Raw genomic sequence first — 12,438 nt, 5'->3', positions numbered from 1 at the left:
CCGGCACCTGCGAGGTTCTTTTCCTTGTCCGATCACTCTGTATTCAACTCGACTTACCGAGCCTTTCTGTTCGATATGGACGGCACCGTCCTGACGTCCATTGCCGCCGCCGAGCGGGTCTGGACCACCTGGGCGGTGCGCCATGGTGTCGATGTCGACAGCTTCCTGCCGACCATTCACGGTGCCCGCGCCATCGACACCATCAGGCGCCTGGACTTGCCTGGGGTGGATGCCGAGGCCGAAGCCGCGTGGATTACCGAAGCGGAAGTCGTCGACGTCGACGGGGTACTGGAAGTGGCTGGCGCGGCGAAATTCTTGCGGTCCTTGCCAGCCGGCCAATGGGCCATCGTCACTTCCGCCCCGCGGGAACTGGCGTTGCGGCGGATGGCGGCGGCGGGGATACCGGAGCCTGACGTCATGATTACGGCCGAGGACGTCACGGTCGGCAAACCCGATCCGGCGGGGTACAAACTCGCGGCCCGGCGCTTGGGCGTCGAGCCTGAGCAGTGCCTGGTTTTTGAGGACGCCACGGTGGGGATTCTGGCGGCTGAGGCGGCGGGGGCGGACTTGATGATTGTCACGGCGACCCATGAGCAGCCGATCGAGACGTTGCATGCGACGTTGGCAAGTTATGAATCGGTGCGGGTTCTGGTGGATGCCGCAGGTCTGCGCCTGCACGCCGTCTAATGTGGGAGCGAGCTTGCTCGCGATAGCAGTTTTCCAGTCAAATCAATAGCAAACAGGTAGACGCTATCGCGAGCAAGCTCGCTCCCACAGGGGCCTGCGTTTCTTCAGTAAAGCCCGGGGATCAACCGCCAGGAACGAGCGCAATAGGCCTCGTATTCGCTGCCGAACTGCGCCCTCAGCAAGGCCTCTTCCGAGTGAATGCGCGCAATCAGCGGGATCAGCGTCAGCGCCACCAATATCAGCCCGACACCAGAACGAAAGGCCAGTGCCCAACCGATGCCGATGACCATCATCCCCAGATAACTGGGGTTGCGCAGGTTGCGGTAGATTCCCTCGGTGACCAGTCGATGGCCCGGCTGAATGGCCACCAGCCCACTGAAGCGCTTGCCCAGCACAAACACCGGCCACAACCGCAGCGCGCCGCCGACGATGAACAACAGCGCCCCAAGCCAGCGCACGCCTTCACCGCCAAAGGTCCAGAAATCGATGCGGTCGGTATAGGCCGGCAGAAAGCCGCTCAGCAACCCGATCACCCCGAAGGCCGGAATGACCCAGCGGTTGGCCCGGTCTTCGCGTTCCCCCGAACTCAGGTTGACCTCGGTGAACAGAGACGCGACAGCCATGATCAGGGTGGCCAGGGCAATGACGAGCAGTGAACCGTGGCTGAAATAAGCCGCGAATCCACCGATTCCCCAGATCGCCAGGCCAAGGTAGGCGAGGGTGCTGACCACGGCGAAAAACGCCAGTCTGGCCGAGATTTTCATAAGTGCCTCACACGCGAAAGTGCCTCCCTTCATTGTAGGAGCTGGCTTGCCAGCGAAGGCGTTTGAAGACTCGACACCGGCTTCAGAGGATATGACCGGCGAGCCGGCGCCTACACAAACTCCTCCGCTCTCGCATTGCGCCGAATCACCTGTGGCGGTTGACCGAACACCCGCAGGAACGTTTCGCGCATGCGACGGCGGTCTGTGAACCCGGTTTCCTGGGCGATCTGGTCGAGGGTCAGGCGTCCGCGTTCAAGCATCTGTCGCGCCGCTTCCAGACGCAGGTTCTCGATGGCCTTGGCCGGGGATTGCCCGGTTTCGGCGCGAAATGCCCGGCTGAACTGCCGGGGGCTGAGGTTGGCCACTTGCGCCAGTTGCTCCACCGAAAGAGGCTGGGCGAGGTGTTCCCGGGCGTAGCCGAGCACGGTTTGAATACGATCGGATTTCGGTGCCAGCTCCAGCAGCGCCGAGTGCTGCGACTGGCCGCCGGCGCGCCGGTGGTACATCACCAGTTTCTGCGCCACGGCCCGGGCCAGCTCGGCGCCGTGGTCCTTTTCCACCATGGCCAGGGCGAGGTCGATGCCCGCCGTCATGCCGGCGGAGGTCCAGATCGAACCGTCGATCACATAGATGCGATCAGGCTCGACCTTGATCGCCGGAAACCGTGCCTGCAGTTCCCGGGCGTAGGCCCAGTGGGTGGTGGCCCGCCGTCCGTCGAGCAAGCCGGCCTGGGCCATGACGAACGCCCCGGAGCAGATCGACGCCGTGCGGCGTGCCGAATTGATACTGGCCCGCAGGTAATCCAGCACGGCCTCGGGCGCCTGTTCGATGATCGAGTCGCCGCCGACCACGATCACCGTGTCGAACACGCGCCCGTCGAATGCCTCGGTGCCGACGCTCAAACCGCCGGAGGCACGCAGGGTGTGACCGTTTTCGGACAGCACGCGCACGTCATACAGCGTCTCTGCGGCACTGAAATTGGCGTACTCGAACACCGGCATGGCGGCCAGCGCCATGGACTGGAAACCCTCGAAAACCACGAACGCCACGTTGATCATGGGGCTGCCCTCAAATGCTCATGTCCGAAAAACGTACTTTAAACGTCATTTGAGACAGTCGTAAGTCCCTTTATAACGGTCTGCACCCGGCGAATCTCTCGCCTCACCGTAGAGGAATTGCACCATGGCGCTCTCATCCAAAGGTACTGCACTGATCACCGGCGCTTCTTCGGGCATTGGCGCGGTGTATGCCGATCGTCTCGCCCGGCAGGGTTACGACCTGATCCTGGTGGCCCGCAGCCGGGCCAGGCTCAATGCCCTGGCCAATCATTTGAGCGACCAGACCGGACGCACCGTGGAAGTGATTGTCGCGGACCTGAAGAACAAGGCGGATTCGCTGCGGGTCGAACAGATCCTGCGCAGCGATGCCAGCATCACCCTGTTGGTCAACAACGCCGGAGTCGGTGGCGTCATGTCGCTGCTAGGAAGTCCCGTGGACGACATGGAAGCGATGATCAACCTCAACGTGACAGCATTGATGCGCCTGGCGTATGCCGTGGTGCCGGGCTTCGTCGCCCGGGGCACTGGCACCGTGATCAATATCGCCTCCATCGTCGCCATCGCCCCGGAAATCCTCAACGGCGTGTACGGCGGTACCAAGGCGTTCGTCTTGAGCCTGAGCCAGTCGATGCAGCATGAACTGGCGGACAAAGGCGTGCGCATCCAGGCTGTGTTGCCGGGGGCAACCGCCACTGATTTCTGGAGCGAGGCCGGCAACCCGGTGGAAAACCTGCCGCAGGAAATCGTGATGTCGGCCGAAGACATGGTCGATGCCGCGCTCGTTGGCCTGGCGGCCGGCGAAGTGGTGACCATTCCCGGCCTGCACGATGCCAGCCAGTGGGACTGTTACGAAGCCCAGCGGCAGACGCTGTCCGGGTTGTTTGGCAACTCCGTGGCGGCGCCGCGCTATCGCTGAGGCGGTCGCCCCGAGGTCGGGTGAACTAAGCTTGGGAGAGAGGACCGTTCACCACCGGCTCGTGCAAGCTCGACGGGCCGGTGGCGTGTAACAGGAGCCCATATGCTTCACATCCGAACGCCTTTGATCCTGCACCCTGGCCTGTCGACCCCGACCCGCCGCATCTGGCTGAAACTGGAAAACCTGCAACCTGGCGGCTCGTTCAAAATACGCGGCATTGGCTTGCTGTGCAGCCGGGCGGCGCAGCAGGGCAAGCGCAAGGTGGTCTGTCCCTCCGGCGGTAACGCGGGACTGGCCACGGCCATGGCCGCTGCATGCCTGGGGCTCAAGGCATGCATCGTGGTGCCGCACACCACCCCTCAGAGTACCCGGGCGCGGATCAGCAATACCGGCGCCGAGGTGATCGTGCACGGCAAGGTCTGGGACGAAGCCAATCAACGGGCGCGGGAACTCGCCCAGGACCCGCGCACTGAATTTGTGCCGGCCTTCGACCACCCGGTGTTGTGGGAAGGGCACAGCACCATGGTCGATGAAATCCTTGAAGACTGCCCGCCAGTGGATGTGCTGGTGACATCGGTGGGCGGCGGTGGCTTGCTGGCGGGGCTGCTCACCGGCCTGATTCGTCATCGGCGCACCGATTGCCGCATCGTTGCCTGCGAAACCGAAGGCGCGGCATCATTCGCCGCGGCGGTGGCGGCCGGGCATCCGGTCAGACTGCCGAAAATCGACACTGTCGCCACGTCCCTGGGCGCCGCACAAGTGGCCACCTGGCCGGTCAAGCACATCGGCGAATTCCCCCATGAGTGCGTGGTGCTCAGTGATGATGAGGCGATCATGGGCGTAGTGCGTTACGCCAATGATTTGCGTCAGCTGGTCGAACCTGCGTGCGGGGTTTCATTGGCGATTGCCTACCTGGATCACCCGGCGATTGCCGACGCCAATGACGTGGTGATCGTGGTGTGCGGCGGGGTGAGTATCAACGCCCAAATCGTGGCCGGGTGGGCACGTTTGTCCACTGGCACGCACGCCAGGTAGGGCTGGAAACGCTATCCCGGTGTCACAAGCCCCACCGCTGGCGATGACGATCTTCAGTGATCGGTGGCAACGCCGTCCTGGACGAGAATGGCGCGGGCCAGGTCTTCGTCGCTTGCATTGTTGAGGGCGGGATTGTCCTGGCGGACCTTTTTCAACAGTGCCTCCAGGTAAGCACCACGAATCGCACCGCCGCTGGCGACGAAGCTGGAAGCGTCATCCCGGGCGGGAATCATGAGTTTGTCGTCTTTGAACGTCGAGTACAGCGAGGCGGAAACCCCGGCGGAAGTGGCGACGTCACCCGCATCCACATCGGCCAGAGCCGAGCCGAAGGGTAAACAAAGTACCAGGGAAGAAATGATAAATATGCGGCGCATGACGGTGTCCTCCGACAGCATGAAGCATAAGGTAAGTACCACATAGTTTAGGATGCGTGACGGTCGCCGAGAGTTCCCTGGCATTAGCGAGGAACGGGGTGAGAGGGAGGCAAGGTCGTTGAACGTCGATATTCAAAGCGTGGTGATCGGGGCCGGCGTGGTCGGCCTGGCGGTGGCCAGAGCCCTGGCCAGGAACGGGCGGGAAGTGCTGGTGGTCGAGGCGAGTGAGGGGATCGGCACGGGCATCAGTTCGCGTAATTCAGAAGTGATTCACGCCGGCATCTATTATCCGGACGGCAGCCTCAAGGCGCGGCTGTGCGTGGAGGGTAAGCAGCGTCTCTACGCCTATTGCGATGAGCACGGTGTCGATTACCGGCGCGTGGGCAAGCTGATAGTGGCCACCGACGAGCAGCAGCACGCGGCTTTGCAGCGCCTGTTGCAGCAGGGGCGTGCCAATGGTGTCGATGACCTGCAATGGCTGGATGGCCCGCAGGCCCGGGAGCTTGAACCGGCGTTGTCCTGCGTCGCGTCGCTGTGGTCGCCGTCTACCGGCATTGTCGACTCCCACGGGCTGATGCTGGCGCTCCAGGGCGATGCCCAGAGGTTCGGCGCCACGCTGGCCTTGCACACGCCGCTGCTGTCTGCCCGTTGCATCGAACAGGGTTTCGAGCTGCACATGGGCGGCAGTCAACCCATGACGCTGTGCTGCCGCGAACTGATCAACTGCGCGGGGCTGTCCGCTCCCGAGGTGGCGAGCAGCATCGTCGGACTGCCTGGGGCATTCATTCCCCGGGCGCATTTGTGCAAGGGCAGTTATTTCAGTTTCAGCGGCCGGGCGCCGTTTCGCCACCTGGTGTATCCGGCCCCGCAGAGCGCCGGACTGGGTGTGCACATGACCCTGGACCTGGGCGGGCAGGCGCGCTTCGGGCCGGATGTTGAATGGGTCGAGCACATTGATTACCGCGTCGAGCCCAATCGGGCCGAGGGGTTTTATCAGGCGATCCGCCGTTATTGGCCGGGGTTGCCGGACAACAGCCTGCAACCGGCCTACAGCGGCATTCGCCCGAAAATCAGCGGGCCGACAGAGCCGAGCGCCGACTTTCTCATCAGCGCTCGCGCCGAACATGGCGTGCCGGGGCTGGTGAATCTGTTCGGCATCGAGTCACCGGGGCTGACCAGTTGCCTGGCGATCGCCGAGTTGGTGGTGAAACACCTGGACGACCGATGATCAGGGCTGGCGCTGCTTTGTGGCCATCGGGTCTATGCTAGGGGATGCGCTTACTGCCATCGGAGAACTCTGATGATCACCGTACGCACTGCCTGCCTGCTGGCCGATTACAAGCGCTGGGCCAATCAGCGCCTCTTTGACAGCCTCGCGGCGCTCCCTCCGGGCGAAGTCAAAAAAGAACGGGTGTCGGTGTTCAAAAACATGATTGGCACCCTCAATCACGTGTACGTGGTCGATTGCATCTGGCAGGCGCACCTCGAAGGCCGGGGGCATGGCTTCAAGACTTCACACGACCTGCTGCATGCCGATCTGTCCGAACTGCGCATGGCGCAAAAAAACATCGATCGCTGGTACTGCGATTGGAGTGCCCGGCAAACCGATGCCTCCCTGGACAAGCCCCTGGAATTCACCTTTGTCTCAGGCGAAAGCGGCACCATGAGTGCCGGCGCGATGCTGATGCACGTGGTCAACCACGCCAGCTATCACCGTGGCTGGGTGGTGCAGATGTACTTCGAGATTCCGGCCATGCCACCGGTGACCGACATGCCGGTGTACCTGCGCGAGTCCGAGCCGGTGGTCCTGCAGTCGATCAATGCCCCGATAGTGGCGCCGCCATGTGCTGTGCAATTTTCGAGCGCAACCAGCGTTCTGCCGGATCGTTATCGTTGACCCCGTTCCAGACCATCGACAGTTCGGACAGGTTGATATCAAACGGTGCATCGTCCGCCCGTAACTGACTGCTGCCTTCGATCAATGCATTGGCCGCGTAATCCGGCACGGTGGCGAGCATGTCGGTGCCCGCCAGCAAGGCCCGCAACCCCGCGAACTGTGGCACCGCCAGCACCACCCGGCGCGAACGGCCGATCCGCGCCAGGTCATTGTCGATGGCACCGCTCAGATCCCCGGAAAACGACACCAGCGCGTGAGGGCGTTCGCAGAACTCGTCCAGGGTCAACGGGCCGGGGCGGTCATCGCCACGCAGGATCTTCACGCTCAAGTCGCGCAATTTCTTGCGCTTGGCATTGGCCGGCAATTCCGTGGTGTAGCTGATGCCGACGGAAATCTCGCCGCTGGCCAGCATCGACGGCATCAGCAGGAAATTCACTCGGCGCACCACCACGACCACGTTCTGCGCTTCTTCACGAATCTGCTTGAGCAGTGGCGGAAACAGTCCGAATTCGGCGTCGTCGGACAGTCCGATACGAAACACATCGCGGCTGGTGGAGGGCTCGAAATCCTTGGCCCGGCTGACCGCCCCGGAAATGGTGTCCATCGCTGGCTGCAATTCCTTGAGAATCTGCAATGCCCGCAGGGTCGGCTCCAGGGTGCGTCCATTGCGCACCAGCAACGGATCGTCGAACAGATCGCGCAATTTTGCCAGCGATGCGCTGACGGCAGGCTGGCCGAGGAACAGCTTTTCCCCGGCCCGGGTCAGGTTCTTCTCGAACATCAGGGTTTCGAAAATCACCAGCAGGTTCATGTCCACACGGCGCAGGTCGTTGCGGTTCATGGTGATGGCTCGCTGGGGGCTGGGTCTTTTCAGTAAAGCACCAAACCCTGTAGGAGCGAGCCTGCTCGCGATAGCGGTGTGTCAGTCACTTAAATGTTGGATGTGCTGCCGCCATCGCGAGCAAGCTCGCTCCTACAGGTACAGCGTTGTATCTCCAGTTTCTGCAGAGCATCGAACCCGTCGTTGTCCCAATTCCGGAAAAATGGCCCGTCCAGCGTGGCGCGTTAATAAATCAACCAATTGGTGAGTGGTGCATTTGTCATTCAGGTGGCTGCAAGGGTTAGTTTAAAAAGTGCGCTTCTCTAATGGACTGTATGCGAGCTGTTAATTCGTCATGGCGAGGGTTTCTTATATTATGAATTTCATGCCAGTATGCATTTGCGGATTCAGGAGTTGGTAGTTTGGAGCGCGGTATTGATGGGCTGAAGTTTCCTTTGCGAGCTTCAAGTAGGTTTTTCCAGTGGATGGGGCCGGGCTGGTCGATGGTTGCTCCGTACTTGTTTATATCTATGTACTCAAGTAATTTGTGTCGTTCGCTTGTGGCGTCGATGTTCTTTAGGGAAGATTTTAAGCCGGGCGGAAGGGGGAGTTTGTCTATGGGGTATGATTTTGATTGAAGATGTTCAGTTGTGATTTTTTGTAGATTTAGTCTGTTGTTTCTAAGGGCTTTCAGTTCTTTTAGGTATTCCATGTTTTGGTAGGCCACATGCGAACGGGCAAACAATAATTCATCCATGTCATTGATGGCTTTAATTGCTTGTGTTGTCGAGATTCCCGGTTTTAATTTATATATGAGTTGAGAGTTGTCTGTTAATTGAGTAATTATGGCGCGGGCTGTCGAAAATAAGATTTTTGTTGGCGTGAAATGGCCGGTAGGGTCGCTTCGATTTATCGGGTTTCCCCCACAATACGCATATGCATTAAACCCACCTTTCCCAAAAGGACTCCAACTGTCCGGACTATTAAATCGCATCAACACCGGATTAAAAGCCCGATACCCGTTCCCCAATAAATAATGCCCGGTCACCGGGTCGGGTCGTTCACCATTGAACCCCAAAAGACTAAGCCAGCCATTTTCAGGGTGGCGATGGCCGTAGGGCGAATAGGTGATGGGTTTTGAGTGAAGGTTCGCATCGAGTGTGTGTATAACTGAACGCTGTTGGTCAGTAGCCAGCAAGTGGGCATTGCGTTCATTACCTTCGCGCTGTTGCTGTGCAAGCAGCAAGTCGCCGTGCTGAATGATGGAATGCTGTATCGTGCCCTGTATTTCGGTCGCAAGGCGGCTTTTACAGTAGAAGCGTTGAAGTTGTGGTGTTTGCTGTGGACTACTTTCGATCAACCGGTCGAGGGCATCGTAGCGATACTGGCAGAGTACGGTTTTGTGTGGCGATAGCATGGGTGGGTGCTCCGAGGGGCCGAAGTGCAGGCGTTCAGTATTGGCGGTTATGCAACCGGTTGGAACTATCAGAACTGATAGGTAGGCTTTGTGGTGCGTAGGGATTTGTTGACGGTAGCCTGCTTCAATCCCGCTGGGCAGCAGTCGCAAGTTTGGCCCGAGAGATGACCAGGACAGTCAGGAAGTGCGCGCAACCTGTGGGAGCGAGCTTGCTCGCGATAGCGGTGTGTCAGTCACTTAAATGTTGGATGTGCTGCCGCCATCGCGAGCAAGCTCGCTCCCACACGTACGGAGCTTTACTCAGGCGGATCAAGTCGATCCAGCGCCCGGTTCACCGCCAATTCACCCAGCATGATGACCTGTGCAATACCCAGCAGCGTGTTGCGGTGCGAGCCCTCAAGAAAACCCGCCAGATCGTTGGTCATCACATTGGCTGAGGCCAGTGATTCGCAGGCGTGGGCCAGCAGGGTTTCGGTGTCGATGTCGGGGTTGATGGTGAACATCGTGGACGGTTTGTGGGGCGTGGCCATGATGTTGGCGGCGGGGTTGAGGTAGTGATTGAGGGCGCGTTCTGCGGCTTCGTGGAATTGCTTTGAGTCGGGGCTTTCGTAGGGGGAGGCGGGATCTGTTACCGGGGGGTTGGGTGTTGGTTTGATCATCGATAGAACTCCAGTACTGTAAAAATTGGAGCCATCACTTTCGCTACCAAACGAAGGGCGGTGGCCATGCACAGGTTGGTAGACCGGAGTACTGGAACCGGCGCCCCCGAAGAGGCCCTGCGCATGACAACCATAAAAGCAGCAACTGCTTGAAGTGGCGCTACGCGCAGTACTCCGGGCTACCAAACCCGATCGCTGTTTTTCAGCGACCGGCTAACGATAATGCCCGGACTCAAGGCGCGTAAGCCGGCGGATTCTGGCGTAACCGTAGGCAATGGCGCAAGGCGTTGTAGCTTTCATCAAGTTACGCTGACAGCCGTTAAACATGTGCTTTAAACAGGCACCGCCATCGCGAGCAGGCTCGCTCCCACACTGGATTCCAGTGAGCAAAAATGCTGCGTACGACATCAATCAACTGTGGGAGCGAGCTTGCTCGCGATAGCGTAGTGTCAGGCGAATCATCATTGCCTGACGGATCGCCATCGCGAGCAAGCTCGCTCCCACAGGTTTTGTGTCAGTTCAGGCAGATTTTTATCAGGCCGGGGGAATCAGACTCTCCCGACAATCAAGCACCAGCCGCGCGCCACCCAGTTCGCTGCTGCCCACTTCCAGGGTAAACCCATGCAGACTGACAATCGCCGCGACGATGGATAGCCCCAGCCCGAAGCCGCTTTTGTGATTGCCCGCCTCGGCGCGATAGAAGCGCTGGAACACCGCTTCACGTTCCGCTTCGGGAATGCCCGGGCCGGAGTCGAGTACTTCGATTCGCGTGTGCCCGCCATCATTGATCCCGCGCAGGATCACTGCGCCGCCGGGCGGGGTGAATTTGATCGAGTTGCTGAGCAGGTTCGCCACCGCTTCGAACATCAGCGCGCGGTCGCCATTAAGGGGTGGCAATGACGCGGGCAGATGAAGTTGGAACACCAGGTCGTCGTCTTCCGCCAGGGGCAGGTAGAACTCATGCAGTTCTTGCAGCAACGCCACCGGGTCCACCTGGACGAAACCGGAGCGACGCTGGCGATCTTCCAGCTCGGAGATCCGCAGCAAGCCTCGGAAACGTGCCATCAGCGTATCGGCCTCGGCCAGCACCAGGTCCAGTTGCATGGCCTGCGGCGAGCCTTCGCCGGCTTGTTGCTGCATGCGGTAAAGCTGCGCGCGCAGACGGGTCAGGGGCGTGCGCAGGTCATGGGCGATGTTGTCGCACACGCCCTTGACCTCGTTCATCAAGCGCTCGATGCGTTCGAGCATGGCGTTGACGATGGCGGCGAGCATGTCCAGTTCGTCACGCCGATTGGACAGTGGCAAGCGTCGGCTCAGGTCGCCGGCGACGATGGCCTCGGCACTGGCCTGAATCCCGCGAATGCGCCGCAACGGGCGGCGGCGCAGCAAATACCAGCCGACGATGCCCGGCACGATGGTCAGGGTCACACCCCAGAACAAGGCGTGAAGGATGATCCGGGTCACGGCAAACAACGAACCGTTGTCGCGCACCAGCACCAGCCAGCGGCCGTCGAGGGTGCGGGTCGCCACGGCGTCACAACTGTCGGCGGGCAGCGTCTGCTCGTCGCTGTCGTCGGAGGCATCGCAATCGCGCAGCATGTGGATCTTGCCATCGAGTGGCAAGCCGTTCGGAATGTAGCGCAGGGCGCCGCTGAGGTAATGGTGCCGGGCATCGAACAGGCCGTAGGCGTCGATGCCGCGGATGTCGAAGGTCATGCTGACGGCGAGGGCGTCCACCAGTTGCTCGCCGGAGAAGCGTGAAAACAGGTGCTGGCGTTGCATCAGCGAATGCTTGGCCAGGTTGTCCAGGTAAGCGGAAACCTCGTAGTACATGACCCCCATGAGAATCCCGCTCCAGATCACGAACAGCGAGCTGTAGAGCGCCAGCAGACGGCTGCTGGAAGAGCGCCAGCCTTTAGACGGGTTCGGCAATGACATAACCCGAGCCTCGCACGGTCCGAATCAGTGGGGCATTGCCAGGCGGGTCGATCTTCTTGCGCAGACGGCCGATGTGTACGTCGATCAGGTTGGTGCCGGGATCGAAGTGGTAACCCCAGACCTCTTCGAAAATCATCATCCGCGAGAGGATTTGCCCGGTGTTGCGCATCAGGAATTCCAGCAGTTTGTACTCGGTGGGCAACAGCGTCAGCAGCTGACCGTCGCGACTGGCTTCGTGGCTGATCAGGTTCAGTTCCAGATCCGCCACCCGCAAAGTGGTGGCCTGGGCGGTCACGGTGTTCTGCCGGCGCAGCAGGACTTCAACCCGGGCGGCCATTTCATCGGTGGCGAAGGGTTTGGTCAGGTAGTCGTCGCCGCCGGCGCGCAGGCCGCGCACGCGCTCATCGACGTCGGACAGCGCGCTGATCATCAGGATCGGCGTGGCCACGCCCATGGTCCGCAGCGTGGTGACGATCGCCAGGCCATCGAGCTCGGGCAACATGCGGTCGAGGGTGATCAGGTCGTAGTTGCCGCTGACCGCACGCTCCAGCCCTTCGCGGCCATTGTCGACCCAGTCGACGTCGAGGCCGTGGCTACTCAGTTCGGCGACAATCTCCCGGGCGGTCACGGCGTCGTCTTCGATGGTCAAGATGCGGGTCATAGGGCTGGCCTGATAAGCAGTTCAATACGAAGTTGCGAGCATTTTGCCAAGAATTGCCCGCGACTTAATAAATTAACTTTCATCTAGTTCGCGATAGCGGGCTGACAGGCAATTCATGTGTCGACTGACACGACGCCATCGCGAGCAAGCTCGCTCCCACAACGGATTGATGTCGAACACAAAGCCCGCGTACGAAGAAAATTACTGTGGGA

Annotated in this window: 13 protein-coding genes; 5 read left to right on the top strand and 8 right to left on the bottom strand. The window is 60.4% G+C overall.

Going from position 1 to position 12,438, the window contains the following annotated elements:
- Positions 1 to 24 precede the first annotated feature (24 nt).
- Positions 25 to 687 (top strand): HAD-IA family hydrolase, encoded by a 663-nt coding sequence (locus tag AC1RDQ_RS01515; protein WP_218496348.1) that lies wholly within the window; start codon positions 25 to 27, stop codon positions 685 to 687.
- 104 nt (positions 688 to 791) lie between these two features.
- Here AC1RDQ_RS01515 and AC1RDQ_RS01510 read toward each other — a convergent pair whose 3' ends face one another.
- Both AC1RDQ_RS01510 and AC1RDQ_RS01505 read right to left on the bottom strand, forming a co-directional pair.
- On the bottom strand, positions 792 to 1,451 hold the full coding sequence (locus AC1RDQ_RS01510; RefSeq protein ID WP_218496350.1) for a methyltransferase family protein: 660 nt from the start codon (positions 1,449 to 1,451) through the stop codon (positions 792 to 794).
- A 110-nt stretch (positions 1,452 to 1,561) separates the two neighbouring features.
- Positions 1,562 to 2,509: a GlxA family transcriptional regulator gene (locus tag AC1RDQ_RS01505; protein WP_340313880.1), complete on the bottom strand. Its 948-nt coding sequence runs from the start codon at positions 2,507 to 2,509 to the stop codon at positions 1,562 to 1,564.
- 124 nt (positions 2,510 to 2,633) lie between these two features.
- Between AC1RDQ_RS01505 and AC1RDQ_RS01500 the strand changes: the two genes are divergently transcribed.
- Positions 2,634 to 3,425, top strand: a complete 792-nt coding sequence (locus AC1RDQ_RS01500; protein ID WP_492586023.1) for an SDR family NAD(P)-dependent oxidoreductase — start codon at positions 2,634 to 2,636, stop codon at positions 3,423 to 3,425.
- A 102-nt stretch (positions 3,426 to 3,527) separates the two neighbouring features.
- A complete protein-coding gene (locus AC1RDQ_RS01495) occupies positions 3,528 to 4,460 on the top strand; it encodes a pyridoxal-phosphate dependent enzyme (RefSeq protein WP_090456460.1) in 933 nt (310 codons plus the stop codon).
- Positions 4,461 to 4,513: 53 nt separating this feature from the next.
- On the opposite strand, the gene AC1RDQ_RS01490 is transcribed toward AC1RDQ_RS01495, so the two are convergent.
- Positions 4,514 to 4,834, bottom strand: a complete 321-nt coding sequence (locus tag AC1RDQ_RS01490) for a DUF2388 domain-containing protein (protein ID WP_090456459.1) — start codon at positions 4,832 to 4,834, stop codon at positions 4,514 to 4,516.
- A 118-nt stretch (positions 4,835 to 4,952) separates the two neighbouring features.
- Here AC1RDQ_RS01490 and AC1RDQ_RS01485 point away from each other — a divergent pair, with 118 nt between their 5' ends.
- Entirely contained in the window at positions 4,953 to 6,062 is a 1,110-nt protein-coding gene (locus tag AC1RDQ_RS01485) for an NAD(P)/FAD-dependent oxidoreductase (RefSeq protein ID WP_492586021.1), read from the top strand.
- Between the two features lie 72 nt (positions 6,063 to 6,134).
- Positions 6,135 to 6,731 (top strand): DinB family protein, encoded by a 597-nt coding sequence (locus AC1RDQ_RS01480; RefSeq protein ID WP_154910987.1) that lies wholly within the window; start codon positions 6,135 to 6,137, stop codon positions 6,729 to 6,731.
- Here AC1RDQ_RS01480 and AC1RDQ_RS01475 read toward each other — a convergent pair.
- From AC1RDQ_RS01475 to AC1RDQ_RS01455, 5 genes are all read right to left on the bottom strand, one after another.
- Positions 6,652 to 7,572, bottom strand: coding sequence for a LysR substrate-binding domain-containing protein (locus tag AC1RDQ_RS01475; protein ID WP_154862318.1), 921 nt, complete (start codon positions 7,570 to 7,572; stop codon positions 6,652 to 6,654). The genes AC1RDQ_RS01480 and AC1RDQ_RS01475 overlap by 80 nt on opposite strands.
- Positions 7,573 to 7,852: 280 nt before the next feature.
- Positions 7,853 to 8,968: an RHS repeat-associated core domain-containing protein gene (locus AC1RDQ_RS01470; protein ID WP_492586019.1), complete on the bottom strand. Its 1,116-nt coding sequence runs from the start codon at positions 8,966 to 8,968 to the stop codon at positions 7,853 to 7,855.
- 296 nt (positions 8,969 to 9,264) lie between these two features.
- On the bottom strand, positions 9,265 to 9,627 hold the full coding sequence (locus tag AC1RDQ_RS01465; protein WP_492586017.1) for a DUF6124 family protein: 363 nt from the start codon (positions 9,625 to 9,627) through the stop codon (positions 9,265 to 9,267).
- A gap of 534 nt (positions 9,628 to 10,161) precedes the next feature.
- Positions 10,162 to 11,565 (bottom strand): sensor histidine kinase, encoded by a 1,404-nt coding sequence (locus AC1RDQ_RS01460; protein WP_492586015.1) that lies wholly within the window; start codon positions 11,563 to 11,565, stop codon positions 10,162 to 10,164.
- Entirely contained in the window at positions 11,543 to 12,226 is a 684-nt protein-coding gene (locus tag AC1RDQ_RS01455; RefSeq protein WP_090456447.1) for a response regulator transcription factor, read from the bottom strand. The genes AC1RDQ_RS01460 and AC1RDQ_RS01455 overlap by 23 nt, the downstream gene beginning before the upstream one ends.
- Positions 12,227 to 12,438: the final 212 nt, after the last annotated feature.

The organism is Pseudomonas sp. GW823-FHT02E01 (assembly GCF_058797535.1).
The sequence above is the reverse complement of the archived record's forward strand: the minus strand, read 5'-3'. Positions and strand labels throughout refer to the sequence as shown.